This is a genomic window from Paenibacillus sp. 1A_MP2, from assembly GCF_052244825.1.
GTDB classification, from domain to species: Bacteria; Bacillota; Bacilli; order Paenibacillales; family Paenibacillaceae; genus Paenibacillus; species Paenibacillus vandeheii.
Map to the genome: position 1 here is coordinate 1320641 of NZ_JBQQCS010000001.1, position 24201 is coordinate 1344841.

Here is a 24201-nt window from a genome sequence, read left to right on the forward strand (position 1 = left end):
TCGGGATATAAGTTCAGAATGTGGAATGTTGCTTTTCCAAAGTATGTCTCTACAAAACGTCTATAGACACTGTGTGCAAATACAAACTCAACTTTGTTTAGGAGGTATAATTTGGTGTTGTTAATCAAACCGCATGAACTGAATTTTATACGTAAACAGCTTAGTTATTTGATTCAAACGGTTTATTTCGTAGGTGATTACCGGACATTGAGAGCAACTGAGGAAGAAGTTGAATATAAGATTGGGGAGGTCATCCAGCACCTGAACCCTGAAATCAAAGATCTGTTTAAGAACATTAGACGATTTCGCGGACAAGATGAGGTTATTCAACTGCTGGAGTCGCTGTCCCCTTATATAGAGAAGTTTCCCATAATAACGAATAAACAAGTGCGAAAGCTGTTTCCAAAGGCCAAATCATTTAGTATTCCAGATTTTGACAACCTTAAGAATTTGATGCTGGATTATGTGGGATGGAAGGATATTTCCTCAAATTCCTTGTATATGATGTATCATGAGCAAGGAAAATTGTATACGCTTGAATGCCGTTACACCGCACTTTTGGGAAGGAAAACGTGCTTTTGCCATTTGTGTAATCAAAGCCGTACCGGCAGCCAAATTGGATTGGTCACAACCAAACGGCGGAATGATCTAGTGACGGGAAACTATATGTGCCTGGATAGTGAACAATGTAACCATGATATGACGGATGCGAGTAAACTTAGAGAATTTTTAACGTATGAGAGAAAATATGCAAATAAGAATGAGCATTAATACATTCCATGTCAATCCTCATAGAACAGCCTGTACGGAGACATAACTCTTCCAATGAGGCAATCTTTTTAATGGTGCCATAAATTGGCGCCTTTTCTTGTTGTACTGAACAGTATAACGAAAACTGGAAAACTAACGCCAGCAGTCGTACCGACGTCAGTTTGGAATATAGCTCTTTTTTCATTGTCAGAAGTCTACGCACAAGCCCTGCAGATTTAAACCGAAACAATAGAGTATAAACCGTTCTGCAACGAAATACTCCCAGTCTGTCCAGTTTCAACTTTTACCTCCGTGGCAAAAACACCAGGCATACGCCCGTCTGGGAACCAGGGCATCTCTTTGTCGATGACAATAAACATACCTTCTGCGTCACCGATGGGGGCAAATTGCTTTCCGTCTCCGGCAAAGGGTTCAAGTTGATACTGTCCATTCATTGTACTTATTGTATTGGGTACATCATCGACGGGCAGGCCGATCTCGCTAATGCACAGCAGCTGCCCAGAACCAAAGGCTTCGTCGACTGCATTATCCAACGAATGGTGAGCGATGAACTCCATTAAATTGCCGCTTGGGTCATAGAAATAGAAAGCTGTTGCATCCCAGTAGGGGAAGTAGAACTCATCCTTATCATCTTTGGAAAGCAATGAGATGTTTCGATCTTGAACCCACTTCTTGGCTGCAGCAAGTTGGTTTGTCGGAATTGTAAATGCCACATGATAGAATGGCTTATCCTGTCCAGGAGCTTGCTGAAATGAAAGAATCGAACCTCCAGTGCGGAACGATACAACCGCTGTATTCTCCTTCAGTAGCTCCAACTCCAATAACGTACCGTAAAACTTCTTCATTGCCTCCATTTGATCTGTGAGCAAGCCCACCTCTTTTATTTGCATTCAAGTCACTCTCCCTTTGAACTTATCCTTGATTAAAATAATCAATGGTTTTCTCGATAAATGCCTTGGCAGATTGGGTCAGGTAGCGATCGGAACGATGAATGACTTCAAAGTGACGGTAAGGGGCATCGTCCGTAATCCGAATGATGCGAAGTGTTGGTTCATTCATCGCCTTGATTAGTGGATAGGGCAGCACAGTTCCGCCAACATTCGCTTTGACCAGACTAATGATGGAGGTAGCCGAGCTCGTCTCCATAATCGTATTCAGAGTAAACCCATATTTGCGGCAATAGCCATCAACCAGTTCTCTGCCTGTGAATCCTTCGGGGAACATTACCGTTTGAATATCGCGTAATTCCTTGAGTCCAATCTCTTTCCGTTCGGCCCAGACATGGTTCTCAGAAACGACGAGTACATATTCTTCGCTGCATAAAGGGATGCGGACAAGACGGTCATCAGGAGCAGTCGTTAGCTCGATACCGATGTCTACTTCGTTATCCAGCACTTGATTCAATACATAAATCGAAGAAACAACCTTTAATTTGACCTTGGGAAAACGGGCGTGAAAGTTTACAAGCAAAGGAGTAAGGCGGTAGTCCAAATCGGACGGAAGGACTCCAATCACCAGCTTACCTCGTTGATCATTGCGGAATTCAGCTAACGCATCCTGGGTATTCTGTAAATGGCGAACCATTTGTACACAGTGCTCCAGAAACAGCGTTCCCGCCTGGGTCATCACAATCTTTTTGCCCACCCGGTCGAACAAGGGGACACCCAATTCATCCTCCAAGGCTCGAATCTGTTGGCTCAAGGTAGGTTGAGAAATGCCAATTCTATCTGCTGCTCGTGTGAAATGGAGCTCTTCACAAACAACGATAAAGTTCTCCATTTGACGGATTTCCATATGTTTTCCCTCTAATCATTGGTTTTTATAATCATTTTAATAGAAACTATTGCATTGTTCAATCATCATAATACTTCTATACTAGTCTTGCACTACAATAAGAACTACAGGGTGGATCAGTAGTGAATGCAACCATATAACCATACATGAGGTGATCATAGTGAAACTGTTTTATATTGTCCTGGCGCTTATTCTGGCTTCATTGAATTTGCGACCATCCATTACATCCATTTCTCCATTAATGAGTACCATACAAAGTGATCTGGGTATAAACGGAATTACCGCAAGTCTGTTAACTACGCTTCCCGTATTATGTATGGGCATATTCGCTCCATTTTCCGTAAAGTTAAGCAGGAGGTGGGGGAATGAGGGTGCGATCGTGTTGGCTTTAATTCTCATTGGAGTAGGTACGGCACTGCGGTTGTTCGTGGGTGCAACGCCTCTGATGATGTTTACTTCTTTTCTATCCGGAGTAGGGATTGCTTTGGCAGGACCGCTGTTGTCCAGCTTTATCAAGCAATACTTCCCCACACGAGTTGCTGTCATGGTGGGTATCTACTCTACAGCAATGGTCGTGGGAGCCAGTATTAGTGTGGGGTTATCAGTCCCCCTTCAAAATATTCTGGGTGGGTCGTGGAAAGGTTCACTTTCGCTGTGGGCATTACTTGCCGTCATTGCTTTGCCGATCTGGGTGAAATTAGCCTTGTCAGCAAGAAAGGTTCGACAATCCGGGCAGATTTCTGCCCTGAACGTTGAAGCTCTTCCGGTGAAAAATAGTCGAGCATGGATACTGACGATGTTCTTTGGTTTGATGGCAGCGATTTTCTATTCCTTAACGGCCTGGCTTGCACCCGCGATCCAAAGCCAGGGATATACGAAAGAGACTGCCGGCAGCATCCAAACATTATTTACGTTGATTTCATTACCATCTACTTTGTTGATTCCGATGCTGGTACATCGATACCAAAGACGTGTGTTCTGGCTTGTAGGGTGTGCGTTAATGGAGTTAATTGGCATCTTGATGCTGAACCTGTCCGTCAGTCCTTGGCTGGCCGCGATCCCACTCGGCATTGGTGCCGGGGACTGTTCCCAATTGCATTGATGCTGCCTATTGATGAGACGAATAACGCTCAGGAAGCCAGCGCATGGTCAGCGATGACTCAATCCGGCGGCTATATTCTGGGCGCGCTTGGTCCGCTGGGGATCGGCTGGCTACACGATGCCACGGGCAGCTTCATCCAAGCGTTCTATGGTCTGGCTATCATCATTGTGCTGCAAATTATGGTTCAGTTGGCAATTGGCAATAAAAAAGCTCTCCAGCGGTTCATGATAAACGAAAGTTCTGACCGCCAATGATCCAAAGTAAAATCATTAGTTTAACTTATATCATTTGTAGCGATAACTAAACATGATCGAGCAAATCCAGATAGTGCTGTCTTAAAGACTCTTTTAATGTGTCGGGTTCCATGATCTTGATGGATTTGCCGAAGCTTGCGAGATAACGAATGATGAATTCAAGCTCATGGGCTTCATACGACCCGACAAGAGTCATCTCTCCAGAATCGTTGATAAGCTGCATGGAAGGAAACTGTTCTTGCTGGAACAGCTCGATCCCGTCTTCATTAATCAGGCATTTGAATAGGATGGCGTCTTCTGATGGTTTCCATAACGAATGGGCATCCTGTAGATTCAGTTCATTAATATGAGTTATAGGTTCGATGTCTGTCATCTGAGGTGATGTGATACGGTCACAGCGGAACACACGGTACGCCTGTTTATCCAGATCATACGCTTGGCAATACCAGTAGCCTTTCATGGCATAGAGGGCAATTGGCTGAATGGTGCGGATACTAGGCCTAGGGTTTGGTTTGTCGGGATTAGAGCTGTGATGTGGGTTGCTGCTACTGCGAATGTTCTGATACGTAATTTGTATCACTATATTCTGAACAGCAGCCATCAATAGAAACTCCAAATGCTCACTATCCCGGATTTGCTCGGTGTGCCGGAAAGAGACACGATGTTGGATTCGCTCGATATCCTGTCTCTGGTTATCGGAGAGGGCGCTTAGAAACTTCTCGTGAATGGAACGAAAAGACACCTGAAAGGGCAAATTGGTAAAGCTTCGCAAAGCCTGCATGGCAAAGTAGAGGGCATGAAGCTCACTCGTATTAAACGAAATAGGTGGCAGCTGCATCTGCTGAAGCAAACGATAACCGCCGTAACGTCCGTACTCAGCATAAATAGGTGCACCGATTTCCTCCAATGATTCGATGTCTCTTAATGCGGTTCTCTTGGATATCTGAAACTCCTGCATAAGATCTTGCAGGGTGAAGTGTTGTTTTTGATTGATAAAGCGCAGCATCTGGTTCATGCGTTCTGATTTTTTCATAAAAATACCTCTCAATGGTGCCATATGTTGGCACCTTTTATCGTTATAGTAAACAGTGTAATCCAATCAAACGAAGGAGGCAATACAGATGAACTTTGAAGTGATCCCGTTTCTGTCGATGAATGGAGACGCTGCGGCAGCCATTGCTTTTTATGAGAAATACCTGGGTGCTAACGTGTTGTTTAAGAAAAATTATAAAGAGATGAAGGAAATGAACCCGGGGTTTGAATATCCTGAAGGCCAGGATGAATATATTACACATTCGGTGCTTCAGATCGGGGTAAACAAATTGATGATTGCTGAGGAGGAAATGGATAGGGAGCGGCCGTGGCAGTTGGGAAACAGCACTTCACTATGTATTCAATCGAAAGACAAAAGTACAATGACTGAGCTGTATCATTCTCTTGTGCAACATGAAGAGGTTAGGGTGCTGGTGCCTTATGAACAAAACGAGTTTAGTCCAGGGTATGGAATTGTCCGTGACCCGTTCGGAATCGTCATTCAATTATGTGTGACGGTGCATGATTTTTAATTAAGGAAAAATGAATCCGTAATGAGCCTGCAGGATGTATATCCTTTGGGCTCATTTTGAATTCTTTAGAAGCTGTCGTTTTCTCTAAACTCTAAACTTCCTGCAAACGTGAGGCGTCCAGCTTGGCCAGACGTTTCATCACTTTCTTAAGCATCACGGAAGCTTTGACGCGGAGGGGAAGGTCCGGGGAGATTTCGATGCTGTACGCTCCGGCGAGAATCTGCTCTTTGAGCTCGGCAACCGATCCGCAAGGACGATCCAGCACATTGTATACACTGCCGTATTGCAGGCATTGGTGGGTATCACTTCCGGCAGTGACCGGTTTGCCGAGGGACTGGGCGAATGGATCAACCTGATTGCGGCACGTCTCGATGCCGTATTCATACATGTCCTTGGCGTTCAGATCAAAGGCGTCCAGACGTCCCAGCAAATCACGATCCAGCTGATACAGCGGAGTGGATTCGCGGAAAGGGTGTGCGCCAATCTTGAGCAGGGGCCAGGCTTCGGCCAAATCCAGCAGTTCGGCAAAAGGAATGAATGAACCTTTGGCCGTATATTGCTCCAGGCCGCTGCGGACGGCAAGGATATGTTCTTTTTGACCCATCAGCAAAATATGTCCTGTCTCCTGAATGTCCACTTCCATGCCGGGAAAAATGCGCAGCCCGTCTGCATCATAGTACTCTCCGTTATAAGGATAGAGACGATCCAGTGTCTCGTAGACATCGTAGAAGTTGCGGGTATTAAAATGCTCGGTTAGCGCGAGAGCTTCGAGCCCGCTGGCTTTGGCTTCGCTGACCATTTCGGTGAAGTAATCGACCGAGAAGTCAGAGTTTTTGGATAGTTTGCCGTGTGTATGAAGATCAATGCGCATAAAAGACACTCCTTTATTCCATGAATGGTTAATGATATAAATTTGAATTACAGAATTTCATTTTGGATTACAGTATTTCGTAATGCCCACCGAGCCAGAACAGCAGTGCAACATAGATGGCCGATCCGGCGAGAAATCCGAGGTCACGCGAGGTGATTTTCAGATGGGCCAGCTTTAGACGTTTGGACTCGGGATGCTTCATACCGTACGAGAAACCACGTGTCTCCAGTGCTTCTACGGTTGTACGGGAACGCTTGGCGGTAGCCAGCATTAGCGGGAAGAAGGACACAACGAACAGCTTCATATAATAAACAACAAGCCGCCAATAGAGCAATCCGTGCCGGGAGGGAACTTGACCCCGTAGTCTGTAGGACAGCATGATATTGCGGAATTCACCGAACAGCACCGGCAATATGCGATAGGCATAAGAGAGGCTGAAGGAGAAGGTTGCAGGCATGCCGAGCGCAAGTAATCCATCGCCGATGCGTTCCGGGTCCATGCCCGAAAAGACGGTGATACTCGCCAGTGAGACGATGGACAGCTTCAATGTCAACAGCAGCAGAGGGAATGCAGATTCCAGATTGCCACCGAAAAACAGCGAGATAATGAACATCCATCCGACTTGACCGATCAACCCCAGGCAGAGAATGATAATGATAAAGGGTGCGGCTCTGGACAATATGGTGGTAGTCACCATCAACAGGAACATGCCAAGCAGCACAGTCCCGTTATGAACAAACCAGGGAACGATGGCAAAAAGAGATACCAGATCAGCATGGCACGGGGATCAATCCGCGACAGGCTGGCATGCCCGCTGCCATATACGGTATTCATCAGCTCAAGCTGAATGCGTTCAATGGAAATTTTGTCAAACCAGTTGCGGACAAGCTGCATGATGCACATCCTCCTTGGTGATTGATTGATTCAACAGGCTATCAACAAAAGCATCGGTTGTCGGTGAAAGTGTTGACAGTCCCATCCGGTGCGAAAGCTCCATGATCTGTGTAAGCGCAAGTCCGGAGCGGCGCAGAAGGGATTCATCTGCAAATACGTCCGCAGGTGTACCGTCTGCTTCCACCTGGCCATTGTGAAGCACGATAACACGAGTAGCCCATTGGGTAACCAGCTGCATGTCATGCGTGGCAATGATGGTTGTTCGTACATGCTGATCCAGCTCATCCAGCACACCGATCAGTTCTTCGCGGGTGGCGAGGTCCAGATTGGCGGTGGGTTCATCCAGCAGCATGAGTGAAGGCTTCATCGCTGCACCAATGGCAAGTGTGACCCGCCGTTGTTGTCCACCACTGAGAAGTCGTGCATCCCGCTCTTGCAGTGGAGTAAGCCGGAAACGCTCCAGTACGTGTGCAATCTGCTGCTCAGCTTCAGGGATGCGCCGGCTTTTCAAGAAATACGCGACCTCTTTGCGGACACTGTCTTCGATAAACATTTCGGAAGAGTTCTGAAAAATATAAGCTACCTTGCCCGCCAGCTGCTCCAAAGAGGAACGGTGGGTAACTTCACCCAGAACGCTGACGCTACCTTCCTGTGGTAGGCTAATACCAGCCATCAGCTTCAATAATGAGGATTTGCCGGCACCATTGTTGCCAATTAAGGCAATCCGTTCTCCTTCATGGAGTGAAATATTAACACCGCGAATGACCTCATGTTCTTTTTTGCCCAGTCCTCTGTAACGCAATCGGGTCTGATGAAACTGTACAATAGGAATCAATGGTTCAGCAGCCGAGGCGGGCGTTGGGCGCTCGGTATTTACAATCCGATTGGAAGTATCGCGTGCCAAGGTTGAATAAGATGAATGTTCATTTTGCAAAGAACCGAATGGAATGGACGAGTAGTGCTCGGCAAAATAAACCTTGGCTTCTTCCACAGTGACCGGGAAACGTTGGGCTGAACCTGAGAGGCCTGCCTCTTTTTTGCTCCCTGCGATAACTCAGCAGCCTGAATAGCTGCACGCGTCACCTCAGGAGGCTGAATGCCAAGCCGCTCCAAATCGGCGATTCGATTCAAACCTTCCTTAACCGGAAGATTCCACAAGACACGACCCTTGTCCATCAGGACCACATCCGCACAGAAGTCGGCGATAAATTCAGTATGATGTTCAATGACGATTATCGTCTTGCCATATTCGGTATTCAATCTGGAAAGGCACTCATAGATGAGTCTTGCATGCTGCGGGTCAAGCTGTGAGACAGGTTCATCCACGATCAGGATATCCGGGTCGAGCGACAGGGCCCCAGCCAGAGCGAGCAGATGTTTCTGACCACCACTCAACTCCCAGATGTATCGATTATGAATGGCATCCAGACCACACATGGCAAGTGCACGTTCGCCGAGCTCCCGATAGTTGGGCAGTCCGTAATTGAGAGGTGCAAAGCAAGCCTCGTCCAGGACGGTAGGCCGCACGAGCTGATTGTCGAAGTCCTGATAGACGTAGCCGATCTTTCTGGACAGATCTGCAACACTTCTGCCCTCGGCAGGTACGCCAAGCACATGGACTTCACCGGAGAAGTCACCCGTATAGAATTGGGGGATAAGGCCGTTGAACAACTTGCACAGGGTTGATTTGCCGCACCCGTCGCCCCCGATAATAGCTGTGAAACTGCCTCGCTGTAGTTCTAGTGAAGCTCCGTTCAGGACAGGCTCTTCCGAGCCAGGATAGGTAAAAATGACATTTTGAATGGAAATGGCGGAATCCGGTGCAGTAATATGGTCAGATGTGGGTAGGACATTATGCTTATGCATAGGGTCTGTTCTCCGTACCTGGGCCACCCTTGTTCTTGTTGCGTCTTGACCGCATGATTAAAAGTGTTACTACGGCGACCAGGGTCGCAGCACCGATGCTGATCCAGATCGAAGCAGAACCGTACTGATCTTCGTAATCCGTCTCCCACACTGCGAAATTGATGTCCATCTCGGACAGAGATTCCGCGCCAAAGGCCACTGCGAGCAGCAGCACACCGATGAGGATCAATTTTGGACGAAAGAAGCCAATGCCTTCATATTTCATACCTGGATTACGAGGCTTGATGCCGAGCAGCGGTTCAATTTTGCCGTAGAGCAAAGGAACCAGATACAGCGTCGGCAGAAGAGCGAACAGGATACCTGAGAACAGTACGTCATTCAGAAAGCCAACCCCTTCGATCAGTACAACACTTTCCGCAAGTCCAGGAACTGCTTCCAGCTGCTCCACACCAATCCACACTTTACCGATATCCACCAGTGAACTGAGGAACTGATGAATAATGACTCCCGTCATGGCTGCGATTCCAACCTGTCTGCGATTGCGAGGATCACTGACCATACGTCCTGCCACATACATGGCAAAGGAAAAGGTAATGAATTTCTCCAGCTCGCCCAATCCGCCGAATTGACCCAGCATCAGCTCACCGAAGATCACTTCGCCAAGAGCTGCACCAAGAGCGGCAATCATAGGGTGAAACAAAATGCAGAGTGTCAGCGGAATGAAAGCAAAATATTCAACGGACAATTCAATGGGGCCCAGCTGAAGCTTGGGAATAAGCTCTGTGAACATGTTGGACAAACCGTACAATGACATGGAAAGCACAAATACCATCATTTTCTGTGAAGACGTCAGCGTATAACGCTCAGTCATCTTCTTCATCGTTACATACCTCCCTGAAAGTTGGTGATCATCATAGCCACAGTCTAGGGGCGGAGTATTAACGGAAAAGAAGACATTTGTAAATCGAATGTAATTTTTATTACACAATAATAAATTGATGAAAAAAATATTACATACATAAACGACTTCCTCTTCGTTCAACTGATATACTAAGTGCAGAGCGAGAAAAGGAGTGCATACGGAATGAATTTGTTTACTCATAAAGAACAGCTGTCACCAGGGCAGCTAAAAATTGCTGATTTTGTTGAACGCAATCCGGAGGAAATCCTATTCATGACGGAGCAGGAGATTGCGGACAGGCTGGGGGTTAGTATTGCAACAGTATCCCGTTTCTGGCGGGCAGTAGGATATGACAATGCCAAAGCATTCAAAATCCGGCTTCGTACATCCGAAGACACCACACCTGCCCTCAAATTAAATAAAACAATCTCCCGCATGGATACGGACAGCCTTCCCGTTCAGTTGCTGGAAGCCTCCGTCACCCATTTGCAGGAGACGTTGTCTCATATGAAGCAGGGAGATCTGGAGCAGGCAGCCGCCATCCTTGCAGAAGCACGAAGAGTATATATCTATGCCCCAGGGCCATCCGCAGGTTTGGCGGAGTTATTGTCCTTTCGGCTGTCCAGATTCGGATTGACGGTCATCCATCTGGCTGGTGGGGGTCATGAATTATTGGAATCACTAATGCATATGCAGCAGGAGGACGTGGTACTGTTGATGTGCTTCACAAGGCTGCTTCCCGAAGCAGAGGTCATTCTGGATTATGCCAAAGATACAGGCAGCAAAGCCGTACTTGTGACAGATCGCGAAGACCTGTTATATGGATTGACGACGGCGTTATCTTTTTATGTCAGCAGAGGGGAACTTGGCGAATTTCATTCCATGGTTACTCCACTTCTCTTAATGGAGCAATTGGTGTTGGCAGTGGGATTGATGCAGAAGGAGCATGCACTGTCCAAGCTGGAACGCTTAGCTGATCTCCGTAGTCGGTACGCGGATAAATTGCCGAGAGGCTAATGGATGAACAGGTAACGTAATGCACAGAGATGCATACAGATCACAACATAAATATGGAATGTTATACCCCTATTAGGGGCGGTTATACCGCCTCTTTTTGTGTTAGAATCTGCTGATGAAAAATAATGTTTAGACGGGTGGGTTATGGGGTATAAAAAGGCAAGCCGTAACCTAATTGTTGAAAATTGATTTGGGAGTGATCCAATTGACTGCAATTGGAGTATACAATAATAGAGTCGTCTCTATTCAGTTGGATACATAATTGCAAAACAGCAGGAACTGCCAGAAGGAGAACGGTTTAATCACGGGAAGAAGTCAGGGAGTGGGGATCGCTTTGCCTATAGTAGATGTGGAAAAGAAAGATGTTGTCACCGATGCGCTGGTCATCAAGGCCATGGAGAAAAGCCTGGCCATGATTCGATTCGATCTGGATCGACGGGTTACTTATGTTAATGAAGTGTTTGCCCAGACGATGGGCTATACGGTAGCTGAGATGTATGGCATGCAGCATCAGCAGTTTTGCTTCAATGAATTTGTGAACAGCCCCGAGTATGAGGCATTCTGGAGTAGTATGCTTAACGGTACCAGCTTTCAGGACAAGATTGAACGCAAGGATGCAAAGGGCAATTCCGTATGGCTTGAGGCAACGTATATGCCTGTCTATGATGAATTGAATCAGAACATAGTGGGTGTGTGCAAAATAGCTACAAACATTACTACCCGTCAGAACAATATTTCAGCTGTCGTTAATGAATTGAAGACGATGTCACATGATCTGAACGAGCATGCTGATATCGGCATTGAGCGAAGCCGTGAGCTGATGTCCAGTATCACGTATATATCTGAAGTTTCCACCCAGAACCGAGCAACACTGACTCATTTGCAGGAACAGGCACGTTCGATCCAGGGAGTTGTTAAAACAATTCGCGAAATTGCGTCGCAGACCCAGCTTCTGGCCCTGAATGCTGCGATTGAAGCTGCACACGCTGGCGAGTATGGACGCGGGTTTGATATTGTAGCGAAGGAAGTACGGAAGCTTTCGGCCATGGTCGAGAATTCCATTAATGAGATTCGGGATAGTGTGAATGGGATAACGAAAGAGATTACGAACATCTCTGGCGGAACACAGCAGGTTGAAGGGTACGTGGAGCGAAGCCAGCAGCAAATCGAGGTGGCGTTGAATGATTTTACAACCATTGCGGCATCTGCACATCTACTGGACACAAAGGCCCAACACGTAACCAAAATCGTATAGATAAGGTAAACTCCATTAACCCTATAGGGAAGCAGTGCTGATCGAGGCATCTGCTTTTTTTGTTGTTCAAAAAATCGGGAATTATTGTGAGCAGTCAAGGTAACAATACTCAATGATACCAAGAAAGTCTAAATAATGGGGTGAGACAGATGTGGGCGAAAATATTCTCTTATGTGCCGGAGTGGTCTACTTGGGACAGGCCTTTTTATTATTTTTGATGCCAATCTTGTTCTTGAAAGGATTCCAGTGGGTGCGTTCATCCTTAAAGAAAGGGACCTTTTCGAATAAAGATCAACAAAATCGGGATGCTGACTCCAATCCTTCTACGGGCGAAGAGACAGGAAGTTACGCAAATATAAGGCTTACCGGGAAGTATGCTACGGATCTGATTAGTGTAAAAGAAACGTTTGGTCAAAATGCAGACGTACATATACGGGAGTTTACGATAAGGGGAACCAATACGCCCGCGACTGTCATGTACGTGGATGGTTTGGTAGATCATGATCTGATCGATACGCACCTCATCACACCCCTTATGACTGAGGGGGTACCCGAAACAGAGCGGGAAACATTTCAACACCCCGAAAATGCAAATGAACTCAAAGCTTATATAAGCAGTCAGCTGCTGCCTGTTAGTGAAGTTCAGGAAGCGGAGACGTTGCAACAAGCGGCACGGGCAGTTCTTATCGGCAAAAATGTATTGTTGATTGACGGGATGCCAGGAGCTCTTCTTGTCGGATCAGCAAAAGGGAAAACCCGGAGCCTGGAAGAGCCGCTATCTGAAGCGCTGCTTCGCGGGCCAAGAATCGGCTTCACCGAACGGCTGAGTGATAATACCGGCATACTACGGCTATTCGGAGGTAACGAGGCTTTGTTTATGACCAAGCATCAGGTTGGTACCCGGATCAAAAGGGATCTCGTCATTGCGTATATCCAAGATATTGCAAGTTCCGATCTTGTCACTGAGGTGGAGAAAAGAATCCAACGCCTGGACATGGATATGATGCTGGAATCAGGTTATGTGGAACAGTTGATTGAAGACGATGAACTGAGCCCCTTTCAACAGGTTCAGAATACAGAGAGACCCGACCGTGTAATCAGCGGGTTGTTGGAAGGACGCGTAGCCATCTTACTGGATGGAACACCCTTTGCATTAATTGTGCCGTCGACCTTCAGCATGCTGCTTCAATCCCCCGAAGACTATTACGAGCGCTGGATTCCGGGAACGTTTCTGCGTATGCTTCGTTTCCTGGCGGCCATGCTTGCCCTGCTCGCGCCTGCATTGTATATCTCCTTTATCTCTTATCATCCGGGTCTGATTCCAACGAAGCTTGCTCTAACCATTATTCAAACCAGACAGGGCGTGCCTTTTCCCTCTATTATTGAGGCGCTGATTATGGAAGTCTCCATTGAAATTTTGCGGGAAGCGGGAATTCGACTTCCGAAGCCGATCGGACCTGCGATGGGCATCGTTGGCGGTTTGATTATTGGAGAGGCCGCGGTGAAGGCCGGTATGGTCAGTCCATTTCTGGTGATAGTTGTGGCCGTTACTGCGATTTCTTCGTTCTCGATCCCTTCATATAGTGCGGGGATTACACTGCGTATATTACGTTTTTTTGGAATGTTCAGTGCGGCGGCCTTCGGATTGTTTGGGGTAGTCATGTTTTTCTTGCTGCTCTGCAGTCATCTGGTTCGGTTGAAAAGCTTTGGAGTTCCTTACGTCACCCCGGCGGTGCCGTTCAGCCTGTCGGATTGGAAGGATTTCGTTATTCGGGTACCCTTACGAATGATGAGGCAGCGCCCAAGCATGATGCAACCAAAAGACCCTGATCGCAAAAAGTAGGCATATCCGATATTCAGGAGGTGGATCATGAATCCTAAACAGGATCAGCTGACGACAGTTCAAGCCGCAGTCTTTATCATCAATCACATGCTCGGTGCAGGAATACTTACACTTCCCCGAACTACGGTAACGGTGGTCAAAACGCCTGATGTGTGGATTTCAATTATATTGTCCGGTCTGTTGGTTATGCTGCTGGGTATAATCCTGGTGACCCTGTGCCGAAGATTCCCAGGGAAGACCGTTTTTCAATTCACTGAGGAAATCACAGGGAAGTGGATTGCTTATATTTTGGGAGCTGCGATCATCCTGTATTTCCTTGCCATCTCTGCCTTTGAAATCAGGGTGATGGCTGAAGTCACCCGATTATATTTATTGGAGGGAACCCCGGTGTGGGCCATTGTCATGGTGTTTATGTGGGTCGGCTTTTATTTGATCTCAGGAGGGATCAACTCCATGGCGCGTTTGTATGAGATCATTTTACCCATTGCGCTTATTCTTTTTGTACTGGCCATTTTTCTGAGCAGCAGTCTGTTTGAGATCAATAATTTGAGACCTGTGCTGGGAGAGGGGATTATGCCGGTGTTTAAAGGGCTGAAATCTTCGATGCTTGCCTATACGGGTTATGAAGTCATGTTTGTGGTGATGGCATTTATGAAAAATCCGGAGAAGGGCAAGAAAGCCATGTTATGGGGAATCCTTATCTCTATGGTGATCTACCTCATCACATTGGTTATGGTTGTTGGCAGTTTATCTATTGAAGGCATGAGAACAAGAACGTGGCCAACACTTGATTTGATGCGCAGCTTTGAGATTGAGGGATTGTTCTTTGAACGGTTCGAATCCCTGCTGCTGGTTATTTGGATTATGCAAATTTTCTCTACGTTTACCATCACGCATTATGCCGCTTCTCTTGGATGTTCGCAATTGTTCAAGAAAAAAATGCTGCCTTTTCTGATCATTCTGCTCCCGATCAGTTACATCACTGCTATGCTTCCGCAGAACGTGGACGAAACGTTCAAACTCGGCAACTTTTTGGGGGATGCATCCATTTATTTGTTTGGTATTTTGCCACTATTGCTTCTGTTGTTGAGCATGTTACGAAAGAAAGGAGGCAAATACAATTGAACAGGATCAGAAAGACATTAACCATTTTGTCAACGGCGCTGCTGGTTTTTGCCTCAGGGTGCTGGAGCAGCAAAGAGATCGAAGATTTAAGTGTTTATGTGGGTCTGGGACTGGACGTCGCTGAGGAATCGAAATTTGAACAGGACATTAATAAACAAGGAGGTCATTATCCCAAAAACAATGTATTTACATCTACCGTACAGATTGTCCCACGAGTTGGGGGAAACAGGAAAATCAAAGCAGTTCCAGTGGTTCTTCCGGCGGACAAACCTTTTTGAATGAACAGCTTACCGGAGATTCCCTTTTTCAGATCTTTCGTCAGTTTGCTCTAAGAAGAGACCGTCCACTCATTGGTCATCATTTAAAGGTTATTGTCGTTTCCCAAGAGTTGTCGAATAAATATAGTCTGGAGCAGCTGCTTGATTTTATTTTGCGGGACAATGATATCCGACCCAGTTCCCTTATTCTGGTGAGCAAAGGACGCGCTTTGGATGCTCTTAGCTCCAAGGAGCCGGGAGAAATCCCAGCCTTTTATCTGAGAGGGTTGGTGAATAATGCATATCGTAACAATAAAATTCTTCCTCCTGTATCCCTCGCGAAACTTGATGGCAAAATGCAGTCAGGATCAAGCTTTTTGCTGCAAAATGTCCTTACTGCTGATGGGGAGCATAAATTCTCAGGAGCAGGCGTCTATAAAGGGAAAACGAAAAAGTGGATCGGCAGCTTAAATCAGGTGGACCTTCAAGGATTGTCCTGGATCACTGGGGAGGCTAAGGGAGGGGCCTTAAAATCGTATGCACCGAAAAAGGGACATACGATAGTCTATGAAATCAAGTCTACTAAGAGCAAAATTGTGCCAAAAGTCCACGGAGATGACATTTCTTTTCATGTAAAGGTTGAATCAGAAGGTCAGCTCATGGAAGATTGGAGTTCTCCGGAAATTCCTGCGACGGAAGAGTACATTAATGAATTGGAGGTTCAGTTCGCTGGTGCAGCCAAAGAACAGATGCAGCAGGTTATGAACAAAATGCAGCACACCTATCGGGTGGAAGTGGCCGGATTTGGAGAGCAGTTGCGGATCAAATATCCGAAGGTATGGAAAAAGGTCAAAAAAAATTGGGATGAAACCTTTAGTCAGATTCCCGTGACCTATGATGTGAAAATGAAAATCACAGATTATGGATCATCGATAGATTAAAGATGGGGTTGGAGATTTCCTTTATCCACAAATGGATGATGATATTTAATAGTTGACACAACCATGATAGATCGCTATATTTATAAAAAATCATTTTCTTATCCAGAGAGGTGGAGGGACTGGCCCTTAGAAGCCTCAGCAACAGATCTGAACGATACTGTGCTAATTCCAGCGGGTGAACAGCCTGATAGATAGGACGTTTGTTTTTATTTGTCAGTAACGGCGCACTCTTCAGGAAGAGTGTGTCTTTTTGTTGTTCTGGATGAAGAAGCAGGGGAGCAGGCATGGATAACAACAAAGATACTGGGCATTTTCAGCGTAAAATGCAGGCACGACATGTAATTATGCTCTCACTTGGTGGAGTCATTGGTACAGGTTTATTTCTTAGCTCTGGATATACCATCCAGCAGACCGATCGGCACGATTCTATCTTACCTGATTGGAGCGATTGTCGTTTATCTGGTCATGCTCTGTCTTGGTGAGCTGTCCGTTCATATGCCGGAGACAGGGGCGTTTCATAGCTATGCGGCAAAATACATCGGACCAGCAACAGGATACACCGTGGCCTGGTTGTATTGGTTAACCTGGACGGTTGCCCTCGGTTCCGAATTTACAGCAGCCGGACTGCTGATGCAGCGCTGGTTTCCTTCCGTGAATGTATGGATCTGGAGTGCGCTCTTTGCGCTCATGATCTTCCTGTTCAACGCGCTGACGGTCAAATTTTTTGCGGAATCGGAGTTCTGGTTCTCATCGGTTAAAGTCCTTACGATTGTGGTCTTTATTATTCTAGGAGGCGCAGCCATGTTCGGTATTATCCCAATGGCTGATTCGGAACCTGCACCATTTCTAACTAATATTACTGCATCTGGTTGGTTCCCGAACGGGGCTACTGCGATACTAATGACGATGCTTGCCGTAAACTTTGCGTTCTCGGGCACGGAATTGATCGGGATTGCAGCCGGGGAGACCGAGAATCCGGAGAAGACCATTCCAAAAGCAATCAATACCACGTTGTGGCGTTTAATACTCTTTTTTATTGGAACGATCGTTATTCTCTCTGCGTTATTGCCGATGTCGGATGCCAGTGTCCTTGAAAGTCCATTCGTGGCCGTGATGGAGCGAGTTGGAGTACCCTATGCAGCAGATATTATGAACTTTGTCATTCTGACGGCAATTCTCTGCTGCCAACTCGGGTCTGTATGCCTCTTCGCGGATGTTGTGGTCACTCGCGGATAAAAAGACGATCTCTCCGTGGTTTGCCCGGTTGACCAAGCGTGGTGTACCGCTGAATGCACTTCTGATTAGCATGGTTGGGGGCGGTCTGGCCTTGCTGTCCAGCATTATTGCCCCGGGTACTGTGTATATTACGCTGGTGTCCATCTCAGGCCTCGCGGTTGTCGCCGTGTGGATGAGCATCAGCGCTTCACAGTATATGTTCCGCAGGCAATATATTCGAGAGGGTAACTCGGTAAAGGACCTGGTTTACCGAACGCCGTTTTATCCGGTGGTACCGATTATTTCGTTTGTATTGTGCCTGGCTTCATGCATAGGTATCGCCTTTGACCCGACACAGCGTATTGCGCTGTATTGCGGGGTTCCATTTATCGCACTATGTTATGCAGCGTATTATCTGACAGAACGTGCGAACAAGAAAAGAGGACAAGTACATGACGCAACCAACGCAAACTAATCCCATAGAACAAATATTGTGCCAATATCCGGTGATGATTTTGGATGGTGCACTGGCAACCGAATTGGAACAGCATGGCTGTGATCTGGATGACCCGTTATGGTCAGCACGTGTACTGCTGGAGAATCCGGACGTGATTTCCCAGGTGCATGCTGATTACTTCCGTGCGGGAGCGGACTGTGCTATTACATCCAGTTATCAGGCGACTGTGGACGGCTTTAGCAAGAGAGGCATCGGAGAGCAGGAGTCGCTGGAACTGATAAGCAAGACAGTGAAACTCGCTGCGCGAGCCCGAGATGAAGTCTGGGCTGAAGTGCAAGATAGGGGGAAGTTAGAGAATTTAGAAGCTAACGAGTCAACCGATAAGAAACATACGGCAGTGGTAACGGAGAAAAGGGTATTGGCTCGTCCGCGTCCGATTGTTGCTGCATCGGTTGGACCCTGATGGGGCTTATCTGGCAGATGGTTCGGAGTATGTCGGTCACTACGGTGTCTCGGACGAAACATTGAGCGCGTTTCATCGTCCACGGATTGCAGCACTGCTGGAGGCAGGTGCGGATATTCTGGCTTTTGAGACGATCCCATCCTTGCAGGAGGCGCAGGTATTGGTTGCTTTATTAAAGGAGTTTCCCAACGCCTATGCATGGATGTCTTTCTCTTTGAAAGACGGGAAAGCAATCAGTGAGGGTACACCCTTGGAAGAGTGTGCTCGCTTACTTGGTGCTGAGCCTCAGATTGCCGCGATTGGCTTGAATTGTGCGCCGATGGAATTCGTGACAGAAGCGGTCGGTATTTTGAGTCAGGCCAGCGATAAACCGGTTATTGTCTACCCTAACTCGGGTGAAATCTATGATGCAGTAACGAAGACGTGGAGCGGCCAGGGTACTTGTGGCAGCATGAGCGATGCATCGGAGCAGTGGGTTGCGGCGGGGGCCAAGATTATTGGCGGCTGCTGCCGGACTACACCCTATCAGATTGGTGAACTGGCGAAGAAGTGGCGGAGCCAAAGCTGAGAACATGAGAGGTTAAGTTGCAGTTATGAACGTGCAGTTCTACACTTTCTAAATGCAAAGAGCCCTTTCATATCCTTTAACGGATTTGAAAAGGCTCTTATTTGTGTTGTTTGTTAAAGGAATACAAACTATAAACTGTTTGAGCTGGCTTCCATCCCCAAGGTTATTCAAATCGAGACGAATGGTACCCGCATCGGATTTAACCGAGGATTTCCCATCCACTTCTAATTCCGCAAGATCAATGGATCCTGCGCATGTTATGCCTCCTTCATTCTTCATACGTTTTGTATTATTCAACGACCAGAATGCGTGGGGAAGCATCACGAATCACTCTGGATGATACCCAGGAGCCCAGAGCTGCTGCAAGAATGCTCATGCATGCAAATAATAGTATGCCTCCCCAGTTCAGGATGAGGGGAATCTGTACGATTCCGTATCCGGAGAGGACCTTTTCAAGCAGAATTGGCAGCATATATACACCTACGACGATTCCAAGGATTGCCCCAATTGAAGAAAGAGCTGCAACCCCCAGCGCAACGGACAACCGAATTCTTCGGGATGTCATGCCTATGGACTTGTAAATTCCGTAGGTTTTACTTTCTTTGCGAATGCTGATCCGGCAGGTACTGAAAATGATAATGAACGTAACCAGAATAAACAACAGACCGATGAGAGCCATAGGGTAAATGAGAATGCTCGCAGCTTCTGCGTAAACAGAATCAAGCAATGTCTTCTGTGTGACAATTGAAGCGGAATCCTTGAACTGTTCGTTTAACTGTTGGGCAATGACATCTGCCTGTGCCGGATCATTGACATTGATAAAGGCTACGTCGACATCCCCATAGTCTGGATTCACACTTCGCACGGCATCTGCGGTAATGCGCCCGGATACGGACATGTTGGAGATGGCCTGATAGATCCCCGTAATCATGAATGTACGTTTTTCACCCTCAATGTAGAGGTCAATCAGGTCGCCCAAGTCCTTGTTCAACATGCTTGCCACACTTACACCAATCGAAATTTCATTTTCTCGCTCAGGGTTGGTACCTCTCAACGTTTCGAATCCTAGCTCCTGATAGCTCCCATCAAGAACACTCAGATAGAGGCTGGTGGATTGGCCAGCCATGCCCGCTGACGATTCGGGACTGACAATTCCCGTGATGTTGCCTTGCCAGCCCATATTTTTAATACGGGAATCCTCTTCAAGGACTTGCTTTAGCTCATTCTTGGGAAAGGTGGCTTTGTTCACAACGACGGCTGCAATGTTTGCATTGTCATAACCCCATTTTGCAGCTGTCTGATCAATTCCGGTAATGCTGGTCAGTACAACATATCCCAGGACAAGCACAGAGGCAGCCATGGTGGTTAACAACAGCATCAGTATGGAGCTTTTGGTATTCTTGATCAGATTGCGTATGCCAATAACGGCGGCAACAGGCAGTCGGGCAAATCCAACCCGGCCCGCGAGCGGGGAATTCATTCGGCGTGCCAATCGGGTGTTGTCCGTTTCCGACATACCATAGCGAATGGCCTGCACGGGTTCAATCCGGCGTGCCTTTTTGGCATACAACACAACGAATAAGATGACCAGAGCAAATAGCAGTATGCCGATCAACATGGCGGCTCCGATGCCTTCCATCGGTATATCATCATTGCCAGCTCGAAGAGAAGAAACAGAAATATGGATAATGAACTTGGATACAAAAACGCTTAGCGCAACGCCTGGAAGAACGGCGATCAGGGAAAGCAGCGTATATTGAATGACGTATGTACCAATTGTTCTTCCAGAGGTCAGTCCCAGTGATTTGAGGATACCTATCGTTTTGTAATTGGCTAAGATGGCATCAGAAATGGTAAATCCAATAGTGATGAGGGCAATAACCATCATGACGGCCCCCAGGAAAATCATAATGAATCCAATAATCTGATTGATGATCAGATAGAAGGAAGAGATGCTCTCAAACTCCATCTTGGTTTCCAGAAATGGTGCACCCGTATCGCTGGCATAACGCTCCCAATAGCTGGAATTCGTTTGATAATCATCAAAATGTATGCCCATCATATGATTATCTTTTCCTGCGAGTGCCTGAAAATCACTCTGGTAGTCTGTACTGTTCATCCAGATCCTTGCCGTATTAGTGAAAGGTGCCCCATAAGGCACATCGACTACAATCCCGGAAACGCGAAGATCAAGGGTGGTCGACCCGGTCTTGAAATTAACGGTATCTCCTACAGCCATATCATAGCCATTCGCCATGGAAGTGGGAATCCATATCGTCCCCTGTGCTGGAGCAGAGCTCTGTGTACCGCTTGAGAAGACCAATTCATCCACAGCCCATGGTGGTGAAGGGGGATTCATCATGTATAGATACAGGTTGGGAATATCTGTGCCTTTGAAAGTGATGCCAGACAGCGTACGGTAAGTCAGCAGAGGTGACACCTCAACTCCGTCCTGGGCAGCCCACCAGTCATGCACGGCTGTAGGGTCATTCAGCCCTTTATCGAACGTCAGTATTTGATGAGACCCATTGGTTCGGTTGTGCATTTCGTTAAATAGGTTACCTGTATTGGCCAGAATGATGACCGCAGTGGATACCAGTAGGGTCGACAGCAAAATGAGCAGGGTGATGAACCCGTTTTGTATTTTGTTTTTGTTCAGGTAGGAGAGGCTCAGTTTCAACATGGCAGCCATAAATTACTCCTTTCCCGATACAAACGCGAAGACCATTGATTCCCGATCCTGGATCTGGTGTTCGTCATATTTGTCAAACTCGAGGATACCACCAACCTTGCCATCCCGGATAAAGATCAGACGATCAGCCCGGCACGCTGCCTGGATATCATGCGTAACCATGACGACCGACTGTCCCTTCCGGTTGATATCGGTCAGGATATCCAGTACCGCTTTCCCGTGGTCATAGTTGAGGCTCCCGGTAGGCTCATCCGCAAAAATAATGTCCGGTGAATTAATCAGTGCGCGTGCGATTGCTGCCCGTTGCTGCTGTCCTCCCGATGTTTGGGAGGGAAGGCGGCTGTTCTGTCCATCAATATCCATTGCCTTCATGAGATGGGAAGTACGCGCCTTGATCTCATTTCTTTTACTACCGGCAATATATCCAGGTAAAGCAATGTTGTCCTGAATGGAAAGGTCCGGTACCAGATTAATGCTCTGATAGATGTAACCAATTCTACGAGTACGGAATTCGGACATTTCCCTTTCACTGTAGGCATCAATGCGCTGATCCCGGAAGTAAACCTCCCCGGCTGTCACTTGGTCCAGTCCGCTCAGCAGATATAACAGCGTGGATTTGCCTGAACCGGAATTGCCCATGATGACCGTGAAGTCCCCTTCGTAAATATCAAGATCGACATTTCGTATGGCGTGGTATTGTTCACTTCCAGTATTGTATGTTTTGCACAAGTTTTGAGCCCGGATAATGTTTGTTTTGGTCAAGCGGATCACTCCCCACTGCAGTATACGATTCATTCTAAGGGGAGGATGTTGAGGAAGAATTATCAAATTATGAATAAAGTATTACAGTGTGCTTTGGGTGAGACAATGGAAATTTCACTTAACTGCTCAGCAGATCGGAAGATTGAACTGAAACTGAGTACCCTGACCTTCTTTGCTCGAAAAGGAAATATGTCCCCCGTGCGCTTCGATAATGCTTTTGCAGATGGACAGACCGAGGCCGGTTCCTTCATGTACATTCCTTGAGGACGATGAGGAATTTCCCCTGAAATACCGCTCAAATACAAAAGGCATATCTTGTGCTCTTATTCCCTGCCCCGAATCAGAAATACTGAGCCGGAATTGTCCCGAATCCAGTACTGTATTAATGCGAATGGAGTCTCCCGGAACAGTATGTTTGAGCGCATTGGATACGAGATTGGATAAAACCTGTTCAATTCGTATGGGGTCCATTCGTATGAGCACATTGGGAATGTGCACAGGTTCCTCATAATTAAGGCCGTTCAATCGTACGATATGTCCGATGGGCTTCAACATGGCTTCGAATGCAGAAAGGCTGTACATTTCACGCGGCTCCACCGAAATCTGGCCCAGCTCCTGCAAGGCATGTACAAGCAGGTCCTCAACGAGACGAGCTGTTTTGTCCGTATGAGTACGCATGATCTCCATATACTCCATCAGCGTCTCCTCATCGGAGCACAACCCTTCAAGAATGGCTTCTATGTATACTTTTACAGTTGTAATCGGAGTTTTGAGTTCATGGGATATATTCGTAATCAGTTCTTTTTGTGCCTTCTCCTGTCTAATATGCTGTTCACTCAAATGCATAATTTCGGTGCGCATCAGATCCAGCATGGCGTACAGTTCGCCCATTTCATCTGTCCGGTTGTACTGGATCTGCTCATCATACTGTCCCTTGAGAATGAATTCAGCATGTTGCTTCAGCTGCTGGATAGGGGAGAGCACTCGTTTTCTGATCTTACGTTTCATAACGATCAGTAGAAGCCCCAGAATGAGCGAGATCATAAATAGGGTTCCCAGGACAAAAAAAGTGAACGTAGAGGACTTCTGAACGATGACAAGCGACTGCGGAATCGTAAAAATGGCGTTACCGATTTGTCTGCCCACCGGGCCGTCCATTACAGGAAAAGCGATGTTAAGTGAATTGCTCCCATCCATAGCTTCTAAAGCATGATTCAGATCATAATGCAATTCAGATCGCAGATTAATCTTTCTGCCCTCGAAGGAAGGAGTGGAGGATAGCAGCACCGTTCCGTCCAATCCGACATAGTCGAAATCAACCCTGCTTTTTTCGGCGAGGGAACGCAACTGTTCCTTGATATTGGAATCATTCAATTGATCATGGGTTTGCTCCAGTTGAAGCAGAATGGGGTTAACCCTGAGTCGAACCTGATTGATTGCCAGATTGGACTCACCTGAATGTCTGCCTATAAGCAAATCAAGAAAGAAAGCGAGGCTGCATCCAATGAGAATAAACAGGAGAGTTAATGACGTTTTGAGCCAACGTTTGGTCCAGGTGTGTAGTGACATACAGTCGTCTCCAATCCCA

20 protein-coding genes, 3 pseudogenes and 1 riboswitch are annotated in these 24201 nt (G+C 46.8%); of the genes and pseudogenes, 12 read left to right on the forward strand and 11 right to left on the reverse strand.

The features are described from left to right. Positions 1–114: 114 nt before the first annotated feature. Positions 115–771, forward strand: coding sequence for a FusB/FusC family EF-G-binding protein (locus tag ACTWJ7_RS06575; protein ID WP_179132856.1), 657 nt, complete (start codon positions 115–117; stop codon positions 769–771). A gap of 215 nt (positions 772–986) precedes the next feature. Here the strand turns inward: ACTWJ7_RS06575 and ACTWJ7_RS06580 are convergent, their stop codons facing one another. Further along, positions 987–1661: a VOC family protein gene (locus ACTWJ7_RS06580; RefSeq protein ID WP_301879925.1), complete on the reverse strand. Its 675-nt coding sequence runs from the start codon at positions 1659–1661 to the stop codon at positions 987–989. Positions 1662–1683: 22 nt separating this feature from the next. Continuing rightward, positions 1684–2565 (reverse strand): LysR family transcriptional regulator, encoded by an 882-nt coding sequence (locus tag ACTWJ7_RS06585; protein WP_301879923.1) that lies wholly within the window; start codon positions 2563–2565, stop codon positions 1684–1686. Between the two features lie 160 nt (positions 2566–2725). On the opposite strand from ACTWJ7_RS06585, the gene ACTWJ7_RS06590 reads away from it, so the two are divergent. Beyond that, positions 2726–3667: an MFS transporter gene (locus ACTWJ7_RS06590; protein WP_443145216.1), complete on the forward strand. Its 942-nt coding sequence runs from the start codon at positions 2726–2728 to the stop codon at positions 3665–3667. Continuing rightward, the gene (locus tag ACTWJ7_RS06595; RefSeq protein ID WP_443145217.1) at positions 3664–3921 is read left to right on the forward strand and encodes a hypothetical protein; all 258 of its coding nucleotides are present in this window, start codon (positions 3664–3666) and stop codon (positions 3919–3921) included. Before ACTWJ7_RS06590 ends, ACTWJ7_RS06595 begins: the two co-directional genes overlap by 4 nt. A 46-nt stretch (positions 3922–3967) precedes the next feature. Here ACTWJ7_RS06595 and ACTWJ7_RS06600 read toward each other — a convergent pair whose 3' ends face one another. Continuing rightward, on the reverse strand, positions 3968–4954 hold the full coding sequence (locus ACTWJ7_RS06600) for a helix-turn-helix transcriptional regulator (RefSeq protein WP_301879921.1): 987 nt from the start codon (positions 4952–4954) through the stop codon (positions 3968–3970). Between the two features lie 88 nt (positions 4955–5042). Between ACTWJ7_RS06600 and ACTWJ7_RS06605 the strand changes: the two genes are divergently transcribed. After that, the gene (locus ACTWJ7_RS06605; RefSeq protein ID WP_301879920.1) at positions 5043–5486 is read left to right on the forward strand and encodes a VOC family protein; all 444 of its coding nucleotides are present in this window, start codon (positions 5043–5045) and stop codon (positions 5484–5486) included. 91 nt (positions 5487–5577) lie between these two features. Here ACTWJ7_RS06605 and ACTWJ7_RS06610 read toward each other — a convergent pair whose 3' ends face one another. The 5 genes and pseudogenes from ACTWJ7_RS06610 to ACTWJ7_RS06630 form a co-directional block, all read right to left on the reverse strand. Continuing rightward, positions 5578–6357, reverse strand: a complete 780-nt coding sequence (locus ACTWJ7_RS06610; RefSeq protein WP_079350189.1) for a PHP domain-containing protein — start codon at positions 6355–6357, stop codon at positions 5578–5580. A gap of 67 nt (positions 6358–6424) precedes the next feature. Further along, positions 6425–7251 (reverse strand): annotated as a pseudogene (locus ACTWJ7_RS06615) (energy-coupling factor transporter transmembrane component T family protein). Next, on the reverse strand, positions 7226–8242 hold the full coding sequence (locus ACTWJ7_RS06620) for an energy-coupling factor ABC transporter ATP-binding protein (RefSeq protein WP_443145218.1): 1017 nt from the start codon (positions 8240–8242) through the stop codon (positions 7226–7228). Before ACTWJ7_RS06620 ends, ACTWJ7_RS06615 begins: the two are co-directional and overlap by 26 nt. After that, positions 8125–9117: an energy-coupling factor ABC transporter ATP-binding protein gene (locus tag ACTWJ7_RS06625; RefSeq protein ID WP_443145219.1), complete on the reverse strand. Its 993-nt coding sequence runs from the start codon at positions 9115–9117 to the stop codon at positions 8125–8127. Before ACTWJ7_RS06625 ends, ACTWJ7_RS06620 begins: the two co-directional genes overlap by 118 nt. Beyond that, positions 9110–9997, reverse strand: coding sequence for a cell division protein FtsQ (locus ACTWJ7_RS06630; RefSeq protein ID WP_079350186.1), 888 nt, complete (start codon positions 9995–9997; stop codon positions 9110–9112). Before ACTWJ7_RS06630 ends, ACTWJ7_RS06625 begins: the two co-directional genes overlap by 8 nt. Before the next feature lie 204 nt (positions 9998–10201). Here ACTWJ7_RS06630 and ACTWJ7_RS06635 point away from each other — a divergent pair, with 204 nt between their 5' ends. The 8 genes and pseudogenes from ACTWJ7_RS06635 (at position 10202) to mmuM (ending at position 19159) form a co-directional block, all read left to right on the forward strand. Next, positions 10202–11035, forward strand: coding sequence for a MurR/RpiR family transcriptional regulator (locus ACTWJ7_RS06635; RefSeq protein ID WP_079350185.1), 834 nt, complete (start codon positions 10202–10204; stop codon positions 11033–11035). A gap of 394 nt (positions 11036–11429) precedes the next feature. Next, entirely contained in the window at positions 11430–12290 is an 861-nt protein-coding gene (locus ACTWJ7_RS06640; protein WP_079350271.1) for a methyl-accepting chemotaxis protein, read from the forward strand. 151 nt (positions 12291–12441) lie between these two features. Further along, the gene (locus ACTWJ7_RS06645; RefSeq protein WP_443145220.1) at positions 12442–14133 is read left to right on the forward strand and encodes a spore germination protein; all 1692 of its coding nucleotides are present in this window, start codon (positions 12442–12444) and stop codon (positions 14131–14133) included. A gap of 27 nt (positions 14134–14160) precedes the next feature. Beyond that, entirely contained in the window at positions 14161–15258 is a 1098-nt protein-coding gene (locus ACTWJ7_RS06650) for a spore germination protein (protein ID WP_301879914.1), read from the forward strand. Beyond that, on the forward strand, positions 15255–15536 hold the full coding sequence (locus ACTWJ7_RS06655) for a hypothetical protein (protein ID WP_443145221.1): 282 nt from the start codon (positions 15255–15257) through the stop codon (positions 15534–15536). The genes ACTWJ7_RS06650 and ACTWJ7_RS06655 overlap by 4 nt, the downstream gene beginning before the upstream one ends. Beyond that, the gene (locus tag ACTWJ7_RS06660) at positions 15533–16456 is read left to right on the forward strand and encodes a Ger(x)C family spore germination protein (RefSeq protein WP_443145222.1); all 924 of its coding nucleotides are present in this window, start codon (positions 15533–15535) and stop codon (positions 16454–16456) included. Before ACTWJ7_RS06655 ends, ACTWJ7_RS06660 begins: the two co-directional genes overlap by 4 nt. Positions 16457–16551: 95 nt before the next feature. Continuing rightward, positions 16552–16654: riboswitch (SAM riboswitch) on the forward strand. Between the two features lie 86 nt (positions 16655–16740). Then, positions 16741–18146 (forward strand): annotated as a pseudogene (gene mmuP / locus ACTWJ7_RS06665) (S-methylmethionine permease). After that, positions 18124–19159, forward strand: a pseudogene (gene mmuM / locus ACTWJ7_RS06670) (homocysteine S-methyltransferase). Before mmuP ends, mmuM begins: the two co-directional pseudogenes overlap by 23 nt. A gap of 289 nt (positions 19160–19448) precedes the next feature. Here mmuM and ACTWJ7_RS06675 read toward each other — a convergent pair. From ACTWJ7_RS06675 to ACTWJ7_RS06685, 3 genes are all read right to left on the reverse strand, one after another. Further along, a complete protein-coding gene (locus ACTWJ7_RS06675) occupies positions 19449–21851 on the reverse strand; it encodes an ABC transporter permease (protein ID WP_301879911.1) in 2403 nt (800 codons plus the stop codon). 3 nt (positions 21852–21854) lie between these two features. Continuing rightward, positions 21855–22613: an ABC transporter ATP-binding protein gene (locus tag ACTWJ7_RS06680; RefSeq protein WP_301879909.1), complete on the reverse strand. Its 759-nt coding sequence runs from the start codon at positions 22611–22613 to the stop codon at positions 21855–21857. A gap of 126 nt (positions 22614–22739) precedes the next feature. Beyond that, complete coding sequence (locus tag ACTWJ7_RS06685; RefSeq protein WP_301879908.1) at positions 22740–24182, reverse strand: sensor histidine kinase; 1443 nt, start codon at positions 24180–24182, stop codon at positions 22740–22742. Between the last annotated feature and the right edge of the window lie 19 nt (positions 24183–24201).

What these genes read in the sequence shown, in the direction of transcription:
- ACTWJ7_RS06580 (WP_301879925.1), bottom strand. Translation starts at nt 1,661, where the DNA reads ATGCAAATAAAAGAGGTGGGCTTGCTCACAGATCAAATGGAGGCAATG.
- ACTWJ7_RS06585 (WP_301879923.1), bottom strand. Translation starts at nt 2,565, where the DNA reads ATGGAAATCCGTCAAATGGAGAACTTTATCGTTGTTTGTGAAGAGCTC.
- ACTWJ7_RS06600 (WP_301879921.1), bottom strand. Translation starts at nt 4,954, where the DNA reads ATGAAAAAATCAGAACGCATGAACCAGATGCTGCGCTTTATCAATCAA.
- ACTWJ7_RS06605 (WP_301879920.1), top strand. Translation starts at nt 5,043, where the DNA reads ATGAACTTTGAAGTGATCCCGTTTCTGTCGATGAATGGAGACGCTGCG.
- ACTWJ7_RS06610 (WP_079350189.1), bottom strand. Translation starts at nt 6,357, where the DNA reads ATGCGCATTGATCTTCATACACACGGCAAACTATCCAAAAACTCTGAC.
- ACTWJ7_RS06625 (WP_443145219.1), bottom strand. Translation starts at nt 9,117, where the DNA reads ATGCATAAGCATAATGTCCTACCCACATCTGACCATATTACTGCACCG.
- ACTWJ7_RS06630 (WP_079350186.1), bottom strand. Translation starts at nt 9,997, where the DNA reads ATGAAGAAGATGACTGAGCGTTATACGCTGACGTCTTCACAGAAAATG.
- ACTWJ7_RS06635 (WP_079350185.1), top strand. Translation starts at nt 10,202, where the DNA reads ATGAATTTGTTTACTCATAAAGAACAGCTGTCACCAGGGCAGCTAAAA.
- ACTWJ7_RS06640 (WP_079350271.1), top strand. Translation starts at nt 11,430, where the DNA reads ATGGAGAAAAGCCTGGCCATGATTCGATTCGATCTGGATCGACGGGTT.
- ACTWJ7_RS06650 (WP_301879914.1), top strand. Translation starts at nt 14,161, where the DNA reads ATGAATCCTAAACAGGATCAGCTGACGACAGTTCAAGCCGCAGTCTTT.
- ACTWJ7_RS06675 (WP_301879911.1), bottom strand. Translation starts at nt 21,851, where the DNA reads ATGGCTGCCATGTTGAAACTGAGCCTCTCCTACCTGAACAAAAACAAA.
- ACTWJ7_RS06685 (WP_301879908.1), bottom strand. Translation starts at nt 24,182, where the DNA reads ATGTCACTACACACCTGGACCAAACGTTGGCTCAAAACGTCATTAACT.